The 23432-nt window shown below is 38.2% G+C and carries 20 protein-coding genes; 7 read left to right on the top strand and 13 right to left on the bottom strand.

The genetic code is table 11. The features are described 5' to 3' along the window. The first annotated feature begins 375 nt into the window (after positions 1 to 375). The 6 genes from ISU02_RS05320 (at position 376) to ISU02_RS05295 (ending at position 6880) form a co-directional block, all read left to right on the top strand. Entirely contained in the window at positions 376 to 3018 is a 2643-nt protein-coding gene (locus ISU02_RS05320) for a sigma 54-interacting transcriptional regulator (protein WP_194700768.1), read from the top strand. A gap of 529 nt (positions 3019 to 3547) precedes the next feature. Further along, positions 3548 to 3982, top strand: coding sequence for a PTS sugar transporter subunit IIA (locus ISU02_RS05315; RefSeq protein WP_194700767.1), 435 nt, complete (start codon positions 3548 to 3550; stop codon positions 3980 to 3982). After that, positions 3979 to 4473 carry a PTS system mannose/fructose/N-acetylgalactosamine-transporter subunit IIB gene (locus ISU02_RS05310; RefSeq protein ID WP_194700766.1) on the top strand — a complete coding sequence of 165 codons (495 nt, stop codon included), beginning with the start codon at positions 3979 to 3981 and terminating at the stop codon, positions 4471 to 4473. Before ISU02_RS05315 ends, ISU02_RS05310 begins: the two co-directional genes overlap by 4 nt. Positions 4474 to 4477: 4 nt before the next feature. Continuing rightward, complete coding sequence (locus ISU02_RS05305) at positions 4478 to 5278, top strand: PTS mannose/fructose/sorbose/N-acetylgalactosamine transporter subunit IIC (protein WP_194700765.1); 801 nt, start codon at positions 4478 to 4480, stop codon at positions 5276 to 5278. After that, positions 5271 to 6095: a PTS system mannose/fructose/sorbose family transporter subunit IID gene (locus ISU02_RS05300; protein WP_207736197.1), complete on the top strand. Its 825-nt coding sequence runs from the start codon at positions 5271 to 5273 to the stop codon at positions 6093 to 6095. The genes ISU02_RS05305 and ISU02_RS05300 overlap by 8 nt, the downstream gene beginning before the upstream one ends. 11 nt (positions 6096 to 6106) lie before the next feature. Continuing rightward, complete coding sequence (locus ISU02_RS05295) at positions 6107 to 6880, top strand: ChbG/HpnK family deacetylase (RefSeq protein ID WP_194700763.1); 774 nt, start codon at positions 6107 to 6109, stop codon at positions 6878 to 6880. A gap of 121 nt (positions 6881 to 7001) precedes the next feature. Here the strand turns inward: ISU02_RS05295 and ISU02_RS05290 are convergent, their stop codons facing one another. The 8 genes from ISU02_RS05290 to ISU02_RS05255 all read right to left on the bottom strand — a co-directional run bounded on the left by ISU02_RS05290 (position 7002) and on the right by ISU02_RS05255 (position 17246). Continuing rightward, positions 7002 to 9005, bottom strand: a complete 2004-nt coding sequence (locus ISU02_RS05290; RefSeq protein WP_194700762.1) for a sigma-54 interaction domain-containing protein — start codon at positions 9003 to 9005, stop codon at positions 7002 to 7004. Between the two features lie 74 nt (positions 9006 to 9079). After that, positions 9080 to 9979, bottom strand: a complete 900-nt coding sequence (locus tag ISU02_RS05285) for a M23 family metallopeptidase (RefSeq protein ID WP_207736196.1) — start codon at positions 9977 to 9979, stop codon at positions 9080 to 9082. A gap of 186 nt (positions 9980 to 10165) precedes the next feature. Beyond that, complete coding sequence (locus tag ISU02_RS05280; protein ID WP_207736195.1) at positions 10166 to 11494, bottom strand: sensor domain-containing diguanylate cyclase; 1329 nt, start codon at positions 11492 to 11494, stop codon at positions 10166 to 10168. 175 nt (positions 11495 to 11669) lie between these two features. After that, a complete protein-coding gene (locus ISU02_RS05275) occupies positions 11670 to 12266 on the bottom strand; it encodes a PHP domain-containing protein (protein ID WP_194700760.1) in 597 nt (198 codons plus the stop codon). Between the two features lie 6 nt (positions 12267 to 12272). Beyond that, positions 12273 to 13307 carry an ABC transporter ATP-binding protein gene (locus tag ISU02_RS05270; protein WP_194700759.1) on the bottom strand — a complete coding sequence of 345 codons (1035 nt, stop codon included), beginning with the start codon at positions 13305 to 13307 and terminating at the stop codon, positions 12273 to 12275. A gap of 1 nt (position 13308) precedes the next feature. Next, positions 13309 to 14988, bottom strand: coding sequence for an ABC transporter permease (locus ISU02_RS05265; protein WP_194700758.1), 1680 nt, complete (start codon positions 14986 to 14988; stop codon positions 13309 to 13311). A 15-nt stretch (positions 14989 to 15003) separates the two neighbouring features. Further along, entirely contained in the window at positions 15004 to 16176 is a 1173-nt protein-coding gene (locus ISU02_RS05260; RefSeq protein ID WP_194700757.1) for an ABC transporter substrate-binding protein, read from the bottom strand. Positions 16177 to 16376: 200 nt separating this feature from the next. Then, positions 16377 to 17246, bottom strand: a complete 870-nt coding sequence (locus tag ISU02_RS05255; RefSeq protein ID WP_194700756.1) for an SDR family oxidoreductase — start codon at positions 17244 to 17246, stop codon at positions 16377 to 16379. Between the two features lie 260 nt (positions 17247 to 17506). Here ISU02_RS05255 and ISU02_RS05250 point away from each other — a divergent pair, with 260 nt between their 5' ends. Next, complete coding sequence (locus ISU02_RS05250) at positions 17507 to 17875, top strand: winged helix-turn-helix transcriptional regulator (RefSeq protein WP_194700755.1); 369 nt, start codon at positions 17507 to 17509, stop codon at positions 17873 to 17875. Between the two features lie 126 nt (positions 17876 to 18001). Here the strand turns inward: ISU02_RS05250 and ISU02_RS05245 are convergent, their stop codons facing one another. The 5 genes from ISU02_RS05245 to ISU02_RS05225 all read right to left on the bottom strand — a co-directional run bounded on the left by ISU02_RS05245 (position 18002) and on the right by ISU02_RS05225 (position 23411). Then, complete coding sequence (locus ISU02_RS05245; protein ID WP_194700754.1) at positions 18002 to 19027, bottom strand: threonine aldolase family protein; 1026 nt, start codon at positions 19025 to 19027, stop codon at positions 18002 to 18004. A gap of 137 nt (positions 19028 to 19164) precedes the next feature. Further along, on the bottom strand, positions 19165 to 20382 hold the full coding sequence (locus tag ISU02_RS05240; RefSeq protein ID WP_194700753.1) for a M20 metallopeptidase family protein: 1218 nt from the start codon (positions 20380 to 20382) through the stop codon (positions 19165 to 19167). A gap of 246 nt (positions 20383 to 20628) precedes the next feature. Further along, complete coding sequence (locus ISU02_RS05235; protein WP_194700752.1) at positions 20629 to 21171, bottom strand: nucleoside-triphosphatase; 543 nt, start codon at positions 21169 to 21171, stop codon at positions 20629 to 20631. After that, on the bottom strand, positions 21168 to 22196 hold the full coding sequence (gene xdhC, locus ISU02_RS05230) for a xanthine dehydrogenase accessory protein XdhC (RefSeq protein ID WP_194700751.1): 1029 nt from the start codon (positions 22194 to 22196) through the stop codon (positions 21168 to 21170). The genes ISU02_RS05235 and xdhC overlap by 4 nt, the downstream gene beginning before the upstream one ends. Before the next feature lie 18 nt (positions 22197 to 22214). After that, on the bottom strand, positions 22215 to 23411 hold the full coding sequence (locus tag ISU02_RS05225) for an ABC transporter substrate-binding protein (protein WP_194700750.1): 1197 nt from the start codon (positions 23409 to 23411) through the stop codon (positions 22215 to 22217). Between the last annotated feature and the right edge of the window lie 21 nt (positions 23412 to 23432).

Genomic DNA, 23432 nt, shown 5'->3' with positions numbered 1-23432 from the left:
TTATTTTTTAATATTTTTCTGCACATCCATGATATAAAGCAATTTATATGCCAAAATCGGGATTACAATCGCCAAGATAACAAAATCACTCTAAATATTACAAAAAAATAATCTTAAACGATTTAAATAGGCCATTTAGAACCTCATTAAAATCAAATAGGATTCATTGTTTAAAGCGCTAAAAGATAGGCTTTATCAATATTTCATTTACAATTCGATCCATCTTTTCAGGCGTTTTCCCGGTAATGTCCCGATGAATTCTTAATTTCAACCTAAAAAATTTTTATATGATTTCACTTTGACACTTTTTAATTTTAAACTTACAATTTACTTACGAGTACCATAAACTTTTTTATAAGGAGTGATAGATACTTTATGAAAGCTCAGGAAGAATTATACCAGAAACTGCTATCTCTTTTAGATCAATATAATCATTTGGGCGGCATTACCGCAAGTGAATTAGCGGAACACGTATCCCTTAAGCGAAGTGTTGTCAGCCTTTATCTCAATCAACTGTGCGAACAAGGACGTCTACAGAAAACTTTAATGCGCCCAGTGCGTTTTAACAGAATACAGTTTATTCCATCCAAAGACGTTTTTAAACGCTTCATTGGCTATTCAGGCAGTCACTTGAATCAAATATCTCAGTGTAAATCTGCAGTCATGTACCCACCTGATGGCCTCCCAATTATCATTACCGGAGATAGTGGTGTCGGCAAAAGCTATTTGGCTTCACTCATATACGAATATGCACTTTCAAAAGAAGTTATTCCCCCTGAAGCCCCCTATGTAGAACTCAATTGTGCGGATTACGCAAACAATCCTGAACTTTTATCTTCTATGCTCTTTGGACATACTGAGGGCGCATTTACGGGTGCCACTAAAAATAAAAAAGGGCTGCTCGATGCCGCAAACGGCGGTTATCTATTTTTAGATGAAATTCATCGTCTCTCCTCAGAGAACCAAGAAAAACTATTTCTCTTTATGGATAAAGGTAAATTCAGGCGTCTTGGTGAAAACGATCATTGGCATTCCAGTCACGTGAGATTTATATTCGCCACAACAGAAGACACAAACACACATCTGATCGGCACTTTTTTACGCAGAATTCCAATTCGAATTCATTTGCTGAACTACAAAAGCAGACCAATCATGGAAAAACTTGATCTGATCGAATCTCTTTATCAAAACGAAGCGATTCAAATTCAGAAAAATTTACTCGTACACGAACAACTCATCAACAAGCTTCTTTCTATGGAGGCTACTGGAAATATCGGCACATTGAATAATGCCATAAAAATCAGTATTGCCAACGCCTATAATAATCAATCTACAACCGAACAACTTATCTTAACCAAAGAACACCTTGTGTACGAAACCAACGAAATTAAAAGTTCAGAACTCATTCAAACGCCTACACATTTTTTTGGAATAGCCTTTCGATCTCATACAGAAAAACAGATAAGCACACAACTCTACCATGAATTCAAAGATAAAATATGGACCATCGCCAATCATACGGACTTTTTTGAGGCAGATCCAATAGCAATGATCAAACAGATCATAGATGAAATTGATCGTTTTATGACAAATTTCAGTTTCTATACCCAGGAAGTGGATAAAAATTATCTAAAACTTAATGAGCAAAAGCTTTTAAGTAAAATAGACACCTGTATCCACTTGGTCCAAACAACATACGGGATTGAACTGCACACCAGTATCATTGAGCTGTTAAAAAAAATTTGCATCTATATCATCTCGCATGATGGTCAGTTGACTTTTAGTGAAAGTCTCTTGGCAAAAATCGTTTATGCCAATAACACACAGTTTAGAATTTCCGAAAAAATTTCTGCCTCTATTTTAGAGAATACATCTGTAGATTCAAATACACTATTTGCACTGATCTATTATATACTTGAACCCCAAAATTTCAGTGTCAATACCATCGAAGGCATCATCATCGCACATGGCGAAAGCACAGCAACCAGTATTGCTTCAGTGGCAAATGTCCTCTGTAAAGACTATATTTTTGAACCCTTTGACATGCCTATTAACATTTCAAATGCCGAAATTATTAAACAAGTAAATGCCTATTTAAAAAATATTGACACTCGAAAAGGTGTAATCCTTCTGGTGGATATGGGGTCATTGCAAACTCTCTATGAACCCATAAAAAATCATCTCAATGGCGAATTATTAATCGTCAACAATCTATCCACTTTAATGGCTATAGATATCGGCCTTAAAATACAGACACATATACCTTTTCAGCAAATCATAGAGACCACGCAAAATGCTTATATCTCTGAGACTAAATTTTATGAAGGTTTGACATTGGGTAACAATGTCATCATATCTTGTATCTCTGGCATTGGCATTGCCCAAAAAATCAAATCCATTTTTGATGGCGTCCTCCTCCCCAATCAACTGGATATTCTCACAATAGAATATCAAGAACTCAAGCGTTTGATTCAAAGCAGTTCAAAAACACAACTTAATCATACCCAATTGATCATTACAACAACGCCTATTTCAACGCATCCAATACCCTCTGTAAATATTGAAAACATCCTCAACATGTCAGAAGTAAACATATTTAGAGTTGCACTTAAACAAATTCTATCCGCAGCACAGCTCGATCAAATCACTGAGAACATCATCAAGCTTTTTTCCATTGAAGGCATTAAAGACCATTTAAGCTTTCTAAATCCCAATGTGATCATCAGCGAAGTATCCGAAGTGATTAAAAAATATGAAGACTACTATCAGGTTTCCTTTGAGCATCATATTCGCTTAAACCTTTTGATGCATATTTCGATCATGGTCGAACGCTTAATTCTCCATGAACTCAAAGACATTGAAGACGATTACAAGCCATCCTCCGCTCAAAATAAATTTGTCCATTTGAGCAAGCGCGCCTTCAATACCATTGAAAAAAAGTATCATTTTACGGTACCCAAATCTGAACTGTTGTTGATTTTTGAAATTCTTGAGGATAGTTTGACCTATGCCAATTAAATAAATGTCTTTTTTAAAAATCATTATCGGCTCAAATCTTGCATACAACAACATTTGAGCCATCTCTCGATGTCTCAAAACGATTTTCGCTGACGCTGTTTGAGGTTGGGCATTCCTCATCACAGCTTTCGGCTCAAATCTTGCACACAACAACATTTGAGCCATCTCTCGATGTCTCAAAACGATTTTCGCTGACGCTGTTTGAGGTTGAACATGCCTCATCACAGCTTTCGGCTCAAATCTTGCACACAAACAACATTTGAGCCATCTCTCGATGTCTCAAAACGATTTTCGCTGACGCTGTTTGAGGTTGAACATGCCTCATCACAGCTTTCGGCTCAAATCTTGTTGTTTAAGCTATGTCTTCAACACTATTGTTGACATGGCTTTTTTGTGTTGAAAGAAACTGATTAGTGTTGAAGAATCTGTCTACTTTATTCTGAAATCAACGCTTCAGAGCTTTAAAAAAACATGGCATCAATTTTGCATTATTCTATCAGTGACAATACAAGTATAAGGAGGCCTAAAAATGAGAAGCATTTTAATTGCAACACATGGCTATTTGGCAGACGGCGTGAAGAGTCTTCTCTCTATAATTGGCGACAATCAAGCCAAGATCACTTATATCAATGCTTATGTTGACGACACACCCTATTCAGACCAACTCAGCTCTTTTTTTAAAACCACTCATCAAGATGATGAAATCGTCATTTTCAGTGATCTCTATGGTGGCAGTGTCAATCAAAAACTCATGCAATACATCGATTCACCCAATGTTTTTCTGATATCCGGCTTCAACATCTCCATCATTCTTGAAGTTTTATATCAACCTTCACCGCTATCCAATAAAATTCTAAGCGATCTTATTGAAAACAGCAGACAACACCTACAACTTGTAAAACCAATTGAAGTTACAGAGGAAACCAACTCAGATGATTTTTTTAAAAGCGAGGTGATTAAATGATTGAAATGTTGCGCGTTGATGAGCGCTTAATTCATGGGCAAGTTGCCGTCTCTTGGACAAAAGTTTTGAACATCACACATATTATCTTAATTAACAATGAAGTGGTTCAAAATGAAATGCAGAAAATGACGCTCAAAATGGCCGTTCCAAATAATGTGAAATTTTTAATTAAAGATGTTCCCTCAGGGATAAACCTCTTAAATGATCCACGAACTGAATCCATTAGATTGCTTGTGGTCGTTTCCAATCCATCAGATGCACTGGAAATTTCAAAAAACGTTAAAGCCATAAAACTTGTTAATCTCGGAAATTACGGTCTTTTCCCATCTAAAGACGGCCACCCTAAAACGGAACTGGCCACATGTGTTAAAGTCACTGAAGATGAATTTCAAATACTCAAATCAATAGATGCCCTTGGCTTTAAAATTGAAGCCCAATTGACGCCTGATGCAAATAAAAAGAACATAAACAAAATCTTGAAAGGAGATTAAGCGTATGATTTTAAAAGCATTTTTAGTCGCATTGGTTTATTATGTATCCATTTTTACAAGTATAGGGATGGGCCTTTTCCATTTTAACCGTCCTATCGTCGTTGGTCCTCTTGTGGGACTTCTTCTTGGCGATCTCACCACAGGCATTATCTTAGGTGCTACTTTCGAATCTGTTTTCCTCGGTGTTATTGCCATTGGAGGCTCTGTCCCTGCAGATGCCACTGTTGGCACAATCGTCGGTACAGCCATTGCTATTATTGTCGGCGTTGATGCCAATTCAGCACTTGCCATTGCAGTGCCCGTCTCCATGCTTGGGGTTGTCCTCGGACAAGTTACCACGAGTATTCTGGTGCCTTTGTTCATCCCAGTAATGGATAAAACGGCAGAAAAGGGAGACGTAGCAGGACTCAAGAAATGGCATTTTCTCATGACTCTTTTATTTCCTCTCTTAACTGCCATTGCAATCTTCCTCGCAATTTGGCTTGGTTCAAATAGTATTGGTGCCTTTTTAGACCAGATTCCATCGTTTGTGACCGGCGGATTTCAGGCCGCAGGTGCAATGCTCCCAGCAGTTGGGTTTGCATTATTGCTCAATATGCTCTTCGATAAAAAGGTTTTTGCTTTCTTCTTCTTAGGTTTTGTTATGGTGATCTATCTTCATCTACCAAGTTTGGCTATTGCCATTATTGCAACCGTATTTGCAATTACTCAATACTATAGAAGCGAACAATTAAAAATTCAATTTGCAAATAACTTTGCAACTGCAACTGTTCAAAATGAAGAGGAGGCGTTTTTCAATGAGTAAATCTAAGGTCAATTTGTCTCAAGATGAAGTCAAAATGCTCAAAAAAATGTATATACAATCGTGGCGATTATTCGGTTCATTCAACATGGCAAAGATGCAAGGTTATGGTTATGCACAAGCCATGATTCCAGCAATCGAAACCTTTCATAAAGGTCCTGAGGAGAAAAAAAATGCCCTTGTACGTTCTGCAAGTTTTTTCAATTGCACCTATGAGACTGCGCCCTTTATCATGGGGATTAACGCCTCACTTGAAAAAGCAAGAAGCGAGCACAGTGACTTTGATTCTGACTCAATCAATGCAGTGAAAGCATCACTCATGGGCCCACTTTCCGGTATAGGAGACTCCATATTTTGGGGAACCGTTAGACTGATCGCCGCAAGTATTGGTATTCCACTTGCCATGACAGGCAATATTCTTGGCCCAATTTTATTCCTATTAATTTATCATCTGCCATCTGCCTATACGCGGTACAAACTGCTTTACGTAGGTTATACAACTGGGGAACAATTTTTAACAACCGCTTTTAAATCCGGGGCATTTGAAAACATAACCTACTATGCTTCTATGATTGGTATGATTATGATCGGTGCCATGACCGCACAATTTGTAGGGATTAAAACGGTAATCTCCATTGCTATGGGCAGTGGTGAAACCCTTGTGCTCCAAACGATATTAGACAACATCATGCCAAGCATATTGCCACTTACAGTGATGTTGACCATTTTCTATCTCATTCGCAAGAAAATCAAAATCTCCACTCTACTTTTAGGCATTATTTTGTTCGGTATTTTCGGCGCATTCTTAGGTATATTTTAAGGAGGTCACTTATGAAAAGCGTTATTATCAATGCAGATGACTTCGGCATGTCAGAAGCTTTTAATCACGGTGTTATTAAAGCCTATGCCGATGGCGTTGTGAGCAGCACCTCTATCATGATCAATCTTCCAACTGCCGTGCACGCTTTGGAATTGGCAAATCATTATCCAGATTTATTTATTGGCCTTCATGTCAATCTCGTCCTTGGGAAACCCTGCGCAGATCCAGCATTGATTCCATCACTTTTAGATGAGCAAGGTAAATTCTATGGCTCAGCTCACTACCGCAATGGTTCAAAGACATTTGAATACGAAGCCGTTAAAATTGAAATTTTAGCTCAAATGGAACGTTACAAAGCACTTACAGGTGCTTATCCAAAGCATATTGAAGGTCATGCAGTCGGTGGTGAAGCTGTGGAGCGCGCACTTTATGATGTCGCAATAGCTCATAATGTACACATTTCGCCAATGAATCAATTTGTTGATTTACCACCTCTTGAAGGTTATAAGCCCGTCCACTCAGTCATATCACCCGAGTACATGTCAATGCTCAATAGAGGTGTGAAACTGGAAGATTTCTATGAAGATCGAATTGGTCTGTTAAAAGCTCCTGAAAACGCAATTGTTGAGTTGCATTTTCATCCTGGCTATATTGACCAATACATTTTGGATCATTCCAGCCTTACGCTTGGAAGATGTCAAGATTTGGATACACTTTGCAAACCTGAATTGAAAAAATGGCTCGCTGAGAATCACTTTAAACGTGTTCATTTTGGTAACTTGTAACCATTTTTAAACTTACATCTTATAAATTATATTCTATAAGTTATCGCTAAAAAAATAGAGGGATCATCCAAAAGATGCAATTATAAAATTGCGACCTTTGGCTGGTCCCTCTACATGTATCTTAGGGGTTGATTTCTCTTAACCTCTTTCGGCCCTTTTCAGATATTGTTGCGCCTTTTTTACCGGTTTCATAAACAATATAACCCTTTTTTCTTAAATACATCATCGTTTGTCTAACTCTATATTCCGAAGTCGTCAAACCCAATTTTACAGCTTCATCACAAATGGCCCTTCTTCCAGCGGCTTTGCCCTCTATAAAGGTCAAAATAAACGACGCAATTTGATCTTCTGTGGAAGATAAATCTTTAAAATTACGATTCTTAAGGGGCAATGTGCTTTCCATATCACTGGTGATAGATGGTGGCAGATCACTAATATTTAATCGTTGCTCCCCCATGAAAGTCATGTATTCAATACAATTTTTAAGTTCTCTAATATTGCCTGGCCATGAATAAGTCGTTAAAAAATGAATTAACTCAGGACTCATCGTTTTATCTGCTGCATTTAAATCCTTTACAAAACGGTCCACCAGAAATAAGATATCTTCTTTTCTTTCTTTTAGTGGTGGTATTAACAGCGGAAAAATACTGAGCCGATAGTATAAATCTTTTCTAAATTTCTTTTCTTCAATCAGTTTAGTGAGCTTTTTATTAGTGGCAGCAATCACTCGAACATCTACTGAAATAATTTCTGATCCACCTACTTTGATCAACTCTTTTTCTTGCAATATGCGCAAGAATTTAGCTTGTACACTCATGGGCAACTCACCAATTTCATCCAAAAAAAGAGTCCCTTTATCCGCGAGTTCAAACAACCCTTTTTTGCCACCTTTTTTTGCACCCGAAAAGGCACCTTCTTCATATCCGAACAACTCACTTTCCAATAGCTGAGGATATAGAGCTGAACAATTTATCGCCAAAAAAGGCATCTTGCTTCTTTGGGAAGCATTGTGTATGGATTGTGCAAACAATTCTTTACCCGTACCACTTTCACCTATTAGTAAGACGACATTATCAGAAGTCGCCATTTTTAGGGCTTTTTCCTTACACTTCATGATCACATCACTCTTGCCTAAAATATCATCAAAAGCATATTTGGTCACATAGCCACTTGAAATGGATTGACCCTTTAACCTAAATTCTAAAGACTTAACTTCCGTTTCATCCTCTATTAAAAAAATATAACCATAACTTTTGCCATTCACAATAAAAGCCTTTTTTGAAACTTCAAAAGTCTTGTTAAACAAAGGATGCTTTAACGAATACTTTTCCACTTCTTCCTTTTGAGTAAAGATCTCGGCAAATGTTTCAGGGATGATTGTGCCTATAATATTTTGACCTATATATTTTGACATCTGAATTATTTTGATCATTGAACCATTATAATCTTTTATATTCAAATGATCATCGGTATAAATAACACCTTCATTGGTCATTTCTAGAACCATGTTTGAATTTTCAAACATATACTGTAATCCAAGATTGAGCGATATGATTTCATTTTGACGCATTGCAATGGCATTGTTAATGGCCTTATTCATGATCCCAAGCTTTGTCACAATATCCAGCATCGTCGTCGTATCAATAACACGCCATCCTATATCGGTTACATGCTCTACACCCTTCGGCACATACTCCAGTTGTGCCGGTGTGATTGCATATTTTAAATCCGGAATTTCTGCCATTCCAGGATATACAGGGATAAAATTGATATGTTTGATCCCAATGGTATTTAATATGGAGATGCTTTCAATCGCGGAAACCATCTCATTGCAGACAAACATTGCTGTAATACCACTGGGCAAATCCAACATTTTTTTCAGTCCTTTTTTGGTGTATGTTCGTCTTAAATATATGATTTCTGCATCCGTAATAATGTGTTTTTTAAAGGGTTCTGCAACACCCATACCTGTTATAATAACCAAATCCGCTGAATAGATGTTTTCGATGCCCTCTTCCACACTATAGCCTTCAATTTCAACATAATTGCCTAAAAAATCGTTAAGCTTTTCTAAATAATGTTCTTTTGTAAGCTTCTTTAATGCAATTAATACTATTTTTTTCATAATCCCCCCAAGTCCCTTTAAAGCAAGTTTAAATCCAACTAAACACTTTAGAAAAATTTAGTTCTATTATAAATTTAGTTTCCAAAGAAATGGTCTCCCACCAAGATATCCTTACCCTCTTTATTTGTCTCAAGACCACCTAAGGGCATTTTCTCACTTGAATAATCTCTAAAATAAAGTGGCAATCCTTCTGCAAATAACAATATTTCATTGGGATTTTCTCGTTGATGATGTATATGAAGATGAGGTTCTGTGGTGGACCCTGTGTTCCCTATAAGCCCAATTTGTTCACCTGTTTTTACGCTCTGCCCCACATTTACCAGTGCAGAATTTGGCTTTAAATGCGACATCACCAAGTAAGTACCTGTTTCATCTATTTGTATAAAAATATAATTGCCCAGTGCAGATAAAAATTCTGTTGCATGGGGCACAATGTCTTGTTCTTGATCATAAACACCTACAACAACGCCGTCTACAGGTGCATAAAGTGCTTGTCCATAAATGCCATAAGCATCTAGATCATCACTATCTATCAGAGTCGGTGCCATCACTAAATCATAAGCCCAACGCTCACACGAGAGCCATGCATGATAGTTATGTTGGATATCGTCTCCTCCCCACGCTACTAGTATTTTGCCTTTGAGTGGTGAATCCACAACTACAGCAGGTGAAGCTTTATTTACATCTGAAGGATAAGCTATTGGCTTTCGCAATAAAAACCAAGTCAGAGGATAAGCCGTTAAAAGAGAGATGCCAATTACTATAATTTGAATCGCATGAATCTTTTTCTTTTTCACTAATCGGATTAATACGTTTACAAACATCCCCATAAGCATTATGCCACCTATGACAGAATAACCGATTACCCCCCACCAAGCATAAGCTCCAATACGTCCCCCTATAAATAATACACTTCCCCAGAGTCCAATTAAAATCAAACCCATCATCATCGTAATTGTTTTAATCATCTTCATTGTTAATATATACCTTTCTGCTCTTTTTCTTATTATATTAACAAGATTTTATTTGAATTTTATATAGAATAAAATTAGAATTTGATGAGGTCACAATTACATTTATACTGACGTATATAAAAAGAGTTCATTTAAGACGTCTGTTCCCAAACATCCAAATCAACTCTAAAGCAAATTTTGAAAATCTTATGTCCTTTTATCTATACGTTTTTTCTTATTGGATTTATTTTGATACATCCTTTGATCAGCCAGCTTAATGATGTCATCTAAGTCATAATCACTGGCTCTTAGCACTTCCACAATACCATAGCTAAAGACATGTTTATACGCGTCTATTCCCTTATTGTCATGATCTGTTAACGCTTCAATAATACTGCGAATAACAACTTCCGCCTCAGAATAACTGCACTCTGGAAAGATGATTAAAAATTCGTCTCCTCCAAATCGGCTGATTGAATCCTTTAAACTTATCTTTTCTTTTATCGTCGTAACGATAAAATTAATCAGATTATCGCCTTCAGTGTGTCCATATTTATCATTGACATATTTTAACCCATCAATGTCCATAAAGCACACAGATAGCGATTTACTCTTTATTGAAGCAAGTTCTTTTTCAAGAGTAAATAACCCCGTTCTGCGATTTAATACACCTGTCATGTGATCTGTGTAGGCATAATATTCTAATTTTTCATTTTGTGCTTTTAATTGTCTTTCAAACTCTAATCGATCTGTAATATCGCTAAAGGTCACAACTGTACCTGCATATCTTTCAGTAATATCCATCATCTTTTTTAACTTGATGACATACGTTTTCTGTCCCAATTTTGTGGAGAGTGTTTGCTCTATGGAGATCTCCTCTTTTTTTAGCTTCATAAACTGATCAATCTCATTTTTAAGCCATGTAAATGTGTTTTCCATGTCAGTATCGCTATAGTACTTCTTACCTGAGACATTTGTATCGGCGAAAGCAACAGCCGCTTGATGATTAAAATTTTCAATACGATTGTCCTGATCCACTAAAACTATGGGATCATATATGCTTTCAAATACGGTGAGATATTTGTTTTTTTCATTGGTTATATCACGATTTTGGGCTTGAAGGTTCTGTACTTTTGTGCTCTCAGATAATGTGGTCCACTCTGTAATAAACCCCAGTTCCACATGATCAAAATACCTTTTAATATACTGAGAAAAGAACACCTTTTCCTCAGTTGAAAAATCACTTTCCGCAATTAAGTCGATATAGGACTGATGATAGTATTTCATCAACCCCAAGAACATCTCAAGTGTAATGCCTCTTGAGCGATGTCTCTTTGCTTCCATGACACCAAATTCTGCAATTTTATTTTTTGAAAAATCCTCATCTGGACCTATCTCAGGAATGGATTCTGATCGATAACTTGCCTGAATCAAGGCTTCCGATAGGCCTGAAATTGAAAGACGCCATGCTTCTGCAAGAGTTGAAGTATATTTAGCATAGTCCCTTTCTTTTGCATACACGAGTATTTTTCCCATAAGAGTGACTTCACTGCTTAAAATTAAGTTCCTAAACTTTATAAAGTCAATAACCCTTCAACTCCTTTCAATAAAACCCATTGTCATCTCTATTATAAATCATAATGCTCTATTTGGATAGTTCGCTTTGCACATATTTATCGTTCGTTTCTATTCCAATATGCGCCCCAAACCCTCAGCATTTTCCCCAAGGCATCACTTGTCCACGACGTATTGCACATATTAAATCGCTCTCATTTTTTATGTTCTCTAAAAAGCGTGTGGCATAACTCCCGATTCGATCTAATGAATGTGCATCACTACCGCCTGTACAGGGCACCCCCAGCGCATGAGCCATTTGTTTTGCCCTCTCATTATTTGCTTTACTCGTGTTTCCATTTAAGCTCTCAATCGCATGTATGCCTTTTAATTGCCGAAGCGTTTCCCCCATGCCTCTATTGTTATTTCTAAAAGGGTGCGCCGCTATACAGGCACCCCTCACTTGATTGATGTGATCAATCAGATCCTGTGCAAAAGGTTGATTTGAAGGGATTTCATCAAGTCCAAAGCATAATAAATCCCCTTCTTTAGTGTAAATCTCTGTACCGACAATCACAAGAATGCCATATTTCTCTTGTAATCTTTGGGCTTTTTCTCTGCAGGCAAAAACATCGTGATCAGTGATACAAACCCCTTCTAGGCCCATCGCTTTAGCCTGTTCGATCCCCTCTTCCATATCGATCCGACTACAGGAAGAATACTGTTTTGTATGAAAATGTAAATCAATAATCATCTATGTTTACCTCTCTTCAAAAATGTGTATGGTTTTGATATCAAAGTCAATCCATACCGTCTGATTTTCACTATAAATCCGTTCTTTGACTCTGCGCAATCGATAAGCATACAGGTGCAGGTTTTTAACCGCGATACGATAGTGAATCAAAGCACCTGACAGTTCTATTGCCACGACAGTTCCCTGAATCAACTGCCCTTTATCGGTCTCATATATGTCCACTTCTTCAGGCGGTAAGAGCAATTGAATCGCCTTTGAATTAGAAGATGTCTCAATAGTTTTTCCCAAAAATGTAAATATACCTTGACTGTTTTTCTGACATTCAAAGACATTGACACGTCCCATAAAATCAGCAGTAAAAGCATTGACCGGCCTATAAAAAATATCTTCTGGTTCTCCCCACTGGACGACCTCGCCGTGACTCATCACCGCAATTTTATGCGCAATTGCCATGGCTTCCTTTTGATCATGCGTCACATAAATAGATGTAATGCCTGTCTCGCGCTGAATTCTACTGATTTCCTCACGCATGCTGACTCTAAGCTTTTCATCTAAGTTACTCAGCGGTTCATCAAAGAGCAAAATATCTGGCTTCGTAATAAGCGCTCTTGCAAGTGCAGCCCTTTGTTTCTGCCCACCGCTTAGCTCTTGGATTTTTCGCTTATTCAGCCCATCAAGCTGTACTTGCTTTAACACCTCATTGACTTGACTTCTAATTGCATTGCGTCTCATTTTTTTCAGTGTCAAGCCATAGGCAATATTTTCTTCAAGGTTCATATGGGGAAACAGAGCATAATTTTGAAAAACCATGGCCGTATTGCGCTTCTGTGCTGGCCACCCCGATATATCCGTTTCATTAATCCATACTTTGCCTTCTGTCTGCTCAATAAGGCCAGCTATAATGCGAAGCAAAGTGGTTTTGCCACAACCGGATGATCCCAGCAGAGCTAAGATTTCACCTTCTTTGACTTCTAAGTTTACTTTTTTTAGTGCTTGAAAGCCATTAAATGTTTTAGATACACCTTCGATTCTCAAACTCATGCTATTTCCGCCTTCCTATTTCAATTGCGCGTTCCATCAACTCTTTCATATTGAACAGCGTATAGTAACCGCTCATAAAAACAAAAGTCATCAGAGACAGCATTAGCGACATGGCAGCTGCATTTCCTGTATCACTGCTTGTAATAATTTGAAACACCTGTTGAACAGCTACCTTGTTCGATGGAATTAACAAGAGAATAATCGCCCCTAAAGTCACCATTCCCGAAGAAAAATTCTTCAAAAAAGAAGCCGAAAAAGCATCTTTCATCAAAGGTACTGTAATTTTTACGAAAGTCTGAGCAACACTGGCCCCGAGATTATATGAGGCTTTTTCAATATCTGGATGAATGTGTTCAAAAAGCGCATAACCCGACCTTAAACCCGTATTCATGAATCGAGCGATACATATCAAATAGATGATGATACCCGATCCCATGAGCACAATGCCCTTAAGATCCGTAAGCCACAGTCTGCCAATACCAAAGAGAGGATATTTAAAGGTCACCAGATAACTTATGCCAAAGAGTATCCCTGGTATAGCTGCAGGCACTGTCGCCAAAAAATCTGCCATTCCAGAAAATTTAAGTTGTTTGACTTGGATGAGATAAGCCAGAGTAACGCCTGTGGCAGACGCTATTAAACCGCTTATTGTTGCCAACTTGAAAGCATTGACAAAAGGTTTATACTGTCTATTGCCAAGCGCTTTTATATGTTCAAGCGTAAATGTATAGTCATGCCCCCATGACTTAGTCAAAGCACCAATGACAATAAAGAGATATTTTGCAAGCACAAAGCTTATAAATATGCCGCAAAACGCAACTAGGAATAGTTTGGTCTTCTTACCAATATGCTTGTACTCAATATCTATGGATATGCTGTCTTCTGAAAAATAACTATGCTTTGAAAAATAATACTTGTGCAAGATAAAAATGCCTATACAGGGCATTAGCAAAATAATACCGGAGACCGTTGCAGAGGTCATATCATATAACCCGGTTATCTGTATGTACAAATCAGACGCCAACGTCTGATAACTGCCACCGATTACAAGCGGTGTACTGAAATCTGCCATGGATTCCAAGAAGATTAAAAGCGCAGTCCCTAAAATTTCAGGGCGCATCATCGGCACCGTTACTGTTCTGAAAACATTGGCTTCTGTGGCCCCTAGATTTCTGGCCGCATCTTCCAAAGTGACATCAATCTTTCTTATGGAACTTGAAATCAAAAGATATGCATGTGAACTCAAACTCAAAATTTGAATAATTAATATGCCTTGAAGTCCAAAAGGGGATATGGTGAGTCCAAGCAATTGATGTGTAATCAAGCCGCGTTTGCCAAAGAGCATAATGTACGATATACTCCCTACAAAAGGCGGATTGACAAAAGGAAGAAGAACCAAGATTTTCATGATTCTTCTTCCAACAAAGGTCACTCTATTCAGAGTAAAGGACATGATCAAACCAATGACCGTTGCAATAACTGTGACCGACAGGGATACGACCAAGCTGTTTTTCAGGTAACCTAAACTTCTTTCTATGCCTTTTAAATTGCGCCACATACTATTTTCAGCACCAAATCCATACATCACAACACTGACGATGGGTAACGCCACAAAATAGAGTAAAAAAGCAATGATTAATCCATATGAGATTGTCAAGATCACACTTCTATTGTGTTTCATCGGTCCCTCTACATCCTATTTTTCTACATGTTTTTCCCATTCTACTAAAATAGCATCTCTATCAATGGCATTTGCTTGAAAATCCACTGGCAGAAGCTCAATATCGTTAATGTCCACAATGCCCTCTGGAATTGCCACATCATTTCTTGCAACTGCTGCATTTCTAACTTCTGCAATGGTCTCCATCCCTCTTTTAGAGATCAACCAATCCACAAACACTTTTGCTTCATCCAGTTTTTCAGAACCCTCTACAATTGCAACGGGTTGCGGCCACCAGCCAGTACCATCTTTCGGATACACGAGCTTAATATGCGCATTATTTTCTTCAAGTTCACGATCTCCATTACTTGCATTGATTCCGACAATGGCTTCACCTGAAACAACGTTCTGTGCAGGATCACTTCCTCTAGCAGTGAAAAATGGCACCTGGCCAATTAACTGATCAAGGTATGTCCAACCCGCTTCTTCTCCGCGCACTTGAAGAATGGCACTTACAGTGTTATAGGCCGTTCCTGACGATGCTGGATTTGACATAGAGACCTCTCCCTTTAAACCTTCTTGAAGTAAATCATCCCATGTCTCAGGCATTTTAAGACCTTTTTCTGCAATCAGGTCTGTATTCACCACCCAGTTCACTAGGGTCAATGAAGTGCCATACCAAAAACCATCTTTATCTTTCATAATATCACTTAAAATTTCACCTTCTGGCGAATGATAAGCGTGCAATAGACCTTGCTGCGACGCGCTGATAAAAGTATCTGCACCTCCTGTGAACCATATGTCGGCAATCACAGTGCCAGAATCTTTTTCATTGATCAGTCTCTGTAATATTTCACCGTTTTTCATGGTCAAGTTTTCAACAACAATCCCTGTATCCGCTGTAAATTGATCGAGTACAGGAATAATCGAGTCCGTAACGCCATACATATTGAGCACTACGCCGTTCATTTTCTCTGCATTATAAAATTCAGAATGCCATCCTTTTAAATCATCTTCAACCTGAGTTGTATCGGTTGATTGAGTTTCACCAGTTGATTCTACTGCATCCTTTGGTTCATTTGAGGCTTCTGCCGAACTGTTTGCCGATGAATTCGCAGGCTCTTCAGCTACACTACTATTACCGCTGCCACAAGCCATAAGCATCACAGCAAAAGCCACTATCATTATAACTAATACATTTCTTTTCATCCTATGCCATCCTTGATTTTTCTTATTTTATATGTTCCTACGATATTATAATATAGTTTAATCTGAATATCAAGCAATTCGGCATATGCCACTTATTGAACGAAAGAGACCGACTTTATTATGCTATAGAAGCTGAATAAGTTTTATTCAACCACAATGCCTAAAAAAGTCGGTCCACTTATATTGTCTTATTAAAAGAATTATCCATTTGAAACGGCACTTACAATCTGAGCTAATGCATCTTCAATTGGAGTCACTGGATGCCCCAATACCTTTTCAAAATCACTGTTTTGAATTTCTAAGGCACCTTTTCTGATATCTGATTGAATATCGATGAGCATTGGAACAACAAAATCTGGTATACCCGCTGCTTTCATTATATTGCCATAAGTGGCATCATCCACTTGTTGAACTTGCACAGACCGCCCTAATACGACTTCAAGTGCAGCAACCAGTTCTTCTTGAGTTCTCAGCTTTCCAGAGAGTTCATAAGTCATACACTCATGTCCAGTGCCAGAAAGCACTTTAGCGGCTGCTTCTGCATAATCATTTTGAAGTGCCCACCCCACTTTTCCGCTACCGGCTGAAGTGACCCAAGGCGCACCTGCCAACACACCTTGAATGCTCCCTATTTCGTTTTCAAGATACCAATTATTTCTGAGAAAAGCATACGGAATACCGGTTTTTAAAATAGCTGCTTCTGTGGCCTGATGCACTGGCGCTAGAAACAATGTACTTTCACTTGCATTGCCAAGGCTGGTATATGCAATAAACTTAACACCTGCGTTTTGAGCTGCTTTAACAGCGTTGGTGTGTTGACGTATTCTCGTTTCATTATCACCATCAGCTGATATGATCAACAATCGGTCTACACCTGAAAAAGCAGTCTCCAATGTCTCTGGCTTGTCAAAGTCTCCCTGTCTAACCTCTATGCCACGCGCCTCTAAATGTTTAGCTTTTTCGGGATTGCGCACACTGACTGCAAGATCATTTGGCGCCACCGTTTTAAGTAAATGCTGTACGACTTTTGTTCCTAATTTTCCAGTTGCTCCTGTAACTAACATTTTCATATATGATGCCTCCTTATTTTTTATTTGTATATCACACGTTCAAATGATACAATAGATTATACACTCATTATATTGTGTATGAATATTTTATACAAGTACGGTCTTTTTTAGTACTAAGTATCTTTTTGGATACTATAGATTTTAAATACCCATGACTTTTTTATATCTCATCTCATTTTCATTTCGTGGTTTTTATCTCATAGGTTTTATCTCGTAGGTTTTATACCCTATTTTTTATACTCAATTTTTAAGGAGGTTTTATGTTAACACAAGAAGAACTATTCGGAAAATGTCCCTATGCAACTTCACAAAAAATATTATCTGGAAAATGGGCTCTAATTATTCTATTTCATTTAAGAGATCACAAGTATCGTTTTAATGAATTGCAAAAGGCTTTACCTGATATTACTCAGACGACGCTTACCAAACAATTGCGTACTTTAGAGGCCTATGGCATGATCACAAGAACGGTTTATCCACAAATACCACCCAAGGTAGAATATGAATTAAGCGCTCTGGGAAACGATTTTTCAGCTGTCTTAGACAGCCTTGAAGCATGGGGCAATAAATACATTGAACATCAACAACATTTGAGCCATCTCCCGATGCCTCAAAACGATTTTCGCTGACACTGCTTGAGGTTGAACATCCCTCATCACAGCTTTCGGCACAAATCTTGTTGTTTAAAAAAAATACCATGAATCTGAATTACTGATTCATGGTATTTAACTTTAAAAAGCCTTATTCTTGCCACACTAAATTAATTCAAAGAGCGCATCAATATCGGTTGCCTTTGTGGCCCAGCTCGTGGCAAAGCGTACCACTGTATGTTCATCATCTAAAGTTTCCCAAAATCCAAAAGAGACTTTTTCAGATAATTGAGCCATTTTAGCATTGTTTAAAACGATGAATTGTTGATTGGTTGGAGATTCAAAATAGAATTCATAACCTTTTAGAGCAAAACCTTGCTTCAGCTTTTCTGCCATTTCAATGGCATGTCTTGAAATATCAAAATACAGCTGATCTGTAAAAAGCGTGTCAAATTGAATGCCTAAAAGTCTACCTTTGGCAAGTAATGCCCCCTGTTGTTTAATCATTGTGAAGAAATGATTCGTTAGATCAGGCTTTGTGATCACAACAGCTTCACCAAATAATGCCCCTACTTTAGTCCCACCAATATAAAAGACATCACAGTTCTTTGCAATAACCTCAAGGGTTACATCAGTTTGCTTCGCCATCAGGCCATATCCCAAACGTGCACCGTCTAAAAACAAAGGGATTTTATATTTTTTACAGACTTGATTCAAACGTTCAAGCTCATTTTTAGTATACAAGGTGCCATATTCTGTTGGATGAGAAATATAGATCATCCCTGGCCTAACCATGTGATCGTGATTGGCATCTTTAAAAAAAAGCTCTATATAGCGTTCTGCTGCTTCAGCATTTATCTTCCCAAGCGTCTGTGGCAATGTCAGTACCTTGTGTCCTCCAGCCTCAATTGCACCGGCTTCATGCGTACTGATATGTCCCGTATCTGCTGCCAAGACGCCTTCATACGGACGCAAAAGAGCTTTTATGACAGTTGCATTGGTTTGAGTCCCACCCACTAAAAAATGTATCTCTGCATGTTCACAATTACAGGCTTCTCGAATTTTAGATTTAGCACTTTCACAATAAGCATCGCACCCATACCCTGGTGTTTTTTCCATATTGGTTTCCATGAGTCTTTTTAAAATTAGAGGATGAGCCCCCTCTAAGTAATCGCTTTCAAAATGTTGCATTAATAGACCTCCTTGTTTTTAACCTTATTTATATAGTATATAGCATATGGCATTTTAGATTAGAAAATTTTAGCCTGTCGCTTTATTACGCTTCATACCAAAGCATATCTCTAACAACTTTACAAAAAATGTACGCGTTATAAAAATCTCAAATATTCAAAAGCAATTGTTGCCATTGATCGCAGACACAATTTGATATATTTCTCTTCAATCATAAAATCACCACTATGTGCTGGAGCTAAATTGCCCGTCCCCACCCAATAAAAGCATGAAGGTATTCTTTGAGAATAAAATCCGAAATCCTCAGCACCTAGCAAAGGTTTTTCCTGTCTAATTATTTGCGATGGATTCAGTGTATCGCTTAAAGCGATTTCACTTTGCCAGTCTTCAAAGTAATCCGTCATTTGTTTATATACAAAATTTGTGAATTCAACATTATTATAAACAGAAGGATAACCTTCAGTAAAAATAAAATCAGCTTGTCCACCCATGCCTTCAGCCACATGCTTTGCAATGGATTCTATTTTTTGGATCATAATCTGACGCGTTTCTGGCGTAACATTGCGCATCATGCCTTCAAGCATTACTTCATCAGCCACAATATTAGGTGCACTACCGCCACGAATTATGCCAATAGAGAAAGTCCCGGTTGCCATGGGATCCATATTTTTTGCCAAAATACTATTGAGAGTTACAATAATATGTGCAGCTATATTAATGGCATCGATACCCTTAGATGGATTCGATGAGTGCGTTTTTTTCCCTTTCACTTGTATATTAAATTTATCTGAATATGCCGTAATATTTTCCCATCCCACTTGGATACTACCTGGTGACATCGTCGCACTTGTGTGCAGGGCAAGTGCTGCATCGAATGACACATCATCTAAAATCCCTTCGTCGATCATTTTTTTACCGCCACCACCTCTTTCTTCGGCTGGCTGGAATACAAATCTAATGCGCCCGGACCACTTCGATCTCATGCGATTCATGATCATAGCAACCCCAAGTAAGTTCGCAGTATGGGCATCATGACCACAGGCATGCATGACCCCTTCAACAGATGATTTGAAGGGCAACTGATTGAATTCTTGAAGCGGCAGAGCATCCATATCTGCTCTAAGCAATAGGCTTTTACCTTTTCCATTGCCCTCCATATCCGCAATAATTCCAGTTCCAGCTATGCCTGTTTTCACTTTCACATCAAGGGTTTTCAAAATTTCCAGCACTGTTTCTGCCGTCTTAAATTCCTGAAATGAAAGCTCTGGATAAGCATGTATTCTCCTGCGAAGACCAATAACTTCATTTTCGATTTCATCAGATATTTGTGTGATTTCAGTAATAGCGGATATCATGTGCCCTCCTTTTATAAAAAATATTAAAACACTTAATTCAACCTAAAAATCATATAACAACCTAAAAATCATATAAATTATATATTTTTACTCGCCTCTCAATCTATTTAAACATAATTGAATTAAAATTTAAAGTAAAACACCTCCGGTATGTTCACATTTCAAAATCGAATATTTACATCTCCATGCCGGATCTATAAAACTATAAAAAAAAGAGCCTCACAAAAGGCTCTTAGAGCATTAAATTTAATAGTCATTCCACGATTCTATCTTACATATCAAATCACGATATAAGGCATCTCGATTATCCGGGGTTACACAGTATAGTTCCGTATTTTTATGGGCTCTAATTTCATTTAAAAATAACGTTTCTTTCTTTTTTACAACCGCTAAAACAGGTGTATCGCCATCAAATGCATTTAACACGGTTTGACAGAACAGTGGTGAATCAGACTCCATAAATCCCAACTCATCCATCACAATCAAACTTTTATTTGAGGTATCTGGCATGCTCAGAAGTTCAACGCCATAATGCTCGAATACCTCTGGATGTATGATGTTAAACCCAGGCCTATCACAAGTTGCAGCACAATTTTCACTGGTGCAAGAATACGTCTCAGCAATTGCCGGAAACAGGTACATCCCCGATTTGACTCTTTTTTCGGTAAACATCCATTTGGTAATAAATCCCTTAATATATCTTTGGTTGTGCTTAAGCAACCTCTGAACTAAAAAAGTCTTGCCTGCACCTATTTCTCCTGTAATCAATAAATGTAATGGCTTATTCATTGTTTGCCCTCATTAATTTCCGCTCTAAAGAGAATCATTTCAGCTGCGATACTCACAGCAATTTCTGCTGGTGTTTCTCCCTTAATGGGGATGCCTATCGGTGTATGAATCTGATCGAGGTCATTTTCTGAAATACCCGCTTCAATCAAACGCTTGAAAGTACTGGCTTTTTTACTTGCACTTCCTATAAGGCCCACATAAGCCACATCTGCTCGCATAACTTGTTCTAACACTTCATAATCCGCTTGATGACCACGAGTCATAATCACCACATAATCATTCTCTGTCAAAGTGATCTTGCTGAAAATGTCATTGAAAGGGCCAACAATTGTCCTCACCTCTTGTGGAAATAATTTGACATCTGCAAAGGAAGCCCGATCTTCGTAGACGACAACTCTAAAGCCAACATGTGCAATCATGGGGACAAGCTCTTGAGAGACATGACCGCCACCAAAAACATAAACTGTTGCAGATTGTGTCAATGGCTCCACATAATAGGTGGGTTCTCCCCGCTTCAATACGCCCTTGCTCTTGAGAAGTGGTCGGATCTCTTCAACGCAAATATCCTCTCCAAAAACCATACCTTTACCTTCTTCATAAATACCGATTTGTTTCATGCTGCCTTCGGTGATATGGTTGATGAGCCAAGTGTCACAAGTCCGATTAAAGACGCTCTCCATATAACGAAATAACTTCATTGCATTCTCATCATCACCTGAATAATACTGAAAATAGACAACAACTTGTCCTCCGCAAACCATGCCAATATCAGCAGTTTCGTTTGCAGTTAAATTATAGCTCTGCTTGAAAGCTGATTTTGCCTCAAATGCCTTTTGAGCCAGTTTGATGCTTTCAAATTCCACAGTGCCACCACCAATTGTACCTGCAATGCTGCCATCCTTGAAAACGACCATTTTTGCGCCCTTCCCTCGAGGCGTTGATCCTGAACTCGCTATGATACTACAGAGCACAAGTGCTTCGCCCTTTTCAAGGGTATTCTTAATCAAAGTAAATAATTTTTTCATCGAACACTCCTTAACCTTTTATTTAAGCATTGACTTAGAAACCAATTCTTGATACTGAGATTCTGTTAAATCCGCATGATAAAACAGCTCAAAATAATTGGCAACTTCCCTATAAAGATCATAGTTTGCCTCTTCTGGATAGAGCAGTTGAGACATCCAAAGCATCCCTAAATAACGTTGAACTGAAGGTGGAAATCCCAGCCAGTTATAAGGACCGTTAGGCACCTCATAATATGTCCCCTTTTTTATTGCTGTGATGTCTTGCCAAGCAGGATCATTACCCACAGTGTCATAAATGCTACCAGATGCAAATAAAATGACATCTGGATTCCAGTTTAAAATCTGCTCCATATCCACTTCATTACCCGTTCCTTTGGATACCGGCTTTTCTACAACTGCCAAGTTGTTGCTTAAAAGATCGATGAGTTCTGCATGATAAGATCCCTTTGCAATGACATTCTGTCCCTTATCTCCTAAACAATATAAAAGATTTGCCTTCTCCACATTATTGGCAATGGTTTGTGTGCGCAGATAAGTTTCCTCACAATAAACCGCTCTGATTTCAGCTTCATCCTTCATATCAAGCAGTGTGCCAAGCAATCTATAGGCATTCCCCATATTGTCGAGATTTGCTGTAATATGAACAAATGGAATCCCGGTTTGTTCTTGAAGTTGATCCAGATCGCTTACAATAGAACCTTTTGGCTCGCCTACATCGATAACGACTTGAGCCCCACTTGCCAAAAGCGTTTCAAGGTTGAGTTCTCCTTTACCGCCATAGAGTTGTCCTAATATAGGCAAGTTATAATACTCTGGTTTCATAATGCTTTCAGTGACATCACTCCACGGTGTTGCAATGCCAATCATTTTGTCTGGAGCCAATGAAAAAACCGCTATTTGAGCTAATGGCCCAGAAATGGCTATCTTGGTTATTTGAGCTGGCACTTCAACTTCTCGCCCAACAGAATCTGTAAAGACTACCGTCGATGAATCTGCCACAGTCTCCGTGTCATTTGTCGTTTCGTCACTTATGGGTTCACTGCTTACCGACTCAGTACGCTCTGGCTCAGCACTTACCACCTCTGCCTCTTGATTGGATGATGGATTGGATTGCGCCGATGCCGAAGAAGCCGTTTGAGACGCTTGCGCAGTACAGCCAGACATCAAAGATAACACCAATACACTTGATAATAAAAATGATAATGCTCTTTTCATATAAATCCCCCTCACAATATA

This window comes from Fusibacter ferrireducens, assembly GCF_015352425.1.
GTDB lineage: Bacteria > Bacillota > Clostridia > Peptostreptococcales > Acidaminobacteraceae > Fusibacter_A > Fusibacter_A ferrireducens.
Note: the sequence above shows the minus strand (reverse complement) of the source record. Positions and strands in the feature narration are given on the sequence as shown.

Excerpts from the sequence above, each read along its gene's own strand:
- ISU02_RS05290 (WP_194700762.1), bottom strand. The coding sequence starts at position 9,005 with ATGAAAAAAATAGTATTAATTGCATTAAAGAAGCTTACAAAAGAACAT.
- ISU02_RS05265 (WP_194700758.1), bottom strand. The coding sequence starts at position 14,988 with ATGAAACACAATAGAAGTGTGATCTTGACAATCTCATATGGATTAATC.
- ISU02_RS05315 (WP_194700767.1), top strand. The coding sequence starts at position 3,548 with ATGAGAAGCATTTTAATTGCAACACATGGCTATTTGGCAGACGGCGTG.
- ISU02_RS05310 (WP_194700766.1), top strand. The coding sequence starts at position 3,979 with ATGATTGAAATGTTGCGCGTTGATGAGCGCTTAATTCATGGGCAAGTT.
- ISU02_RS05245 (WP_194700754.1), bottom strand. The coding sequence starts at position 19,027 with ATGCAACATTTTGAAAGCGATTACTTAGAGGGGGCTCATCCTCTAATT.
- ISU02_RS05295 (WP_194700763.1), top strand. The coding sequence starts at position 6,107 with ATGAAAAGCGTTATTATCAATGCAGATGACTTCGGCATGTCAGAAGCT.
- ISU02_RS05270 (WP_194700759.1), bottom strand. The coding sequence starts at position 13,307 with ATGAGTTTGAGAATCGAAGGTGTATCTAAAACATTTAATGGCTTTCAA.
- ISU02_RS05300 (WP_207736197.1), top strand. The coding sequence starts at position 5,271 with ATGAGTAAATCTAAGGTCAATTTGTCTCAAGATGAAGTCAAAATGCTC.
- ISU02_RS05305 (WP_194700765.1), top strand. The coding sequence starts at position 4,478 with ATGATTTTAAAAGCATTTTTAGTCGCATTGGTTTATTATGTATCCATT.
- ISU02_RS05280 (WP_207736195.1), bottom strand. The coding sequence starts at position 11,494 with ATGGGAAAAATACTCGTGTATGCAAAAGAAAGGGACTATGCTAAATAT.
- ISU02_RS05255 (WP_194700756.1), bottom strand. The coding sequence starts at position 17,246 with ATGAAAATGTTAGTTACAGGAGCAACTGGAAAATTAGGAACAAAAGTC.
- ISU02_RS05285 (WP_207736196.1), bottom strand. The coding sequence starts at position 9,979 with ATGAAGATGATTAAAACAATTACGATGATGATGGGTTTGATTTTAATT.
- ISU02_RS05250 (WP_194700755.1), top strand. The coding sequence starts at position 17,507 with ATGTTAACACAAGAAGAACTATTCGGAAAATGTCCCTATGCAACTTCA.
- ISU02_RS05320 (WP_194700768.1), top strand. The coding sequence starts at position 376 with ATGAAAGCTCAGGAAGAATTATACCAGAAACTGCTATCTCTTTTAGAT.
- xdhC (WP_194700751.1), bottom strand. The coding sequence starts at position 22,196 with ATGAAAAAATTATTTACTTTGATTAAGAATACCCTTGAAAAGGGCGAA.
- ISU02_RS05275 (WP_194700760.1), bottom strand. The coding sequence starts at position 12,266 with ATGATTATTGATTTACATTTTCATACAAAACAGTATTCTTCCTGTAGT.
- ISU02_RS05260 (WP_194700757.1), bottom strand. The coding sequence starts at position 16,176 with ATGAAAAGAAATGTATTAGTTATAATGATAGTGGCTTTTGCTGTGATG.
- ISU02_RS05225 (WP_194700750.1), bottom strand. The coding sequence starts at position 23,411 with ATGAAAAGAGCATTATCATTTTTATTATCAAGTGTATTGGTGTTATCT.
- ISU02_RS05235 (WP_194700752.1), bottom strand. The coding sequence starts at position 21,171 with ATGAATAAGCCATTACATTTATTGATTACAGGAGAAATAGGTGCAGGC.
- ISU02_RS05240 (WP_194700753.1), bottom strand. The coding sequence starts at position 20,382 with ATGATATCCGCTATTACTGAAATCACACAAATATCTGATGAAATCGAA.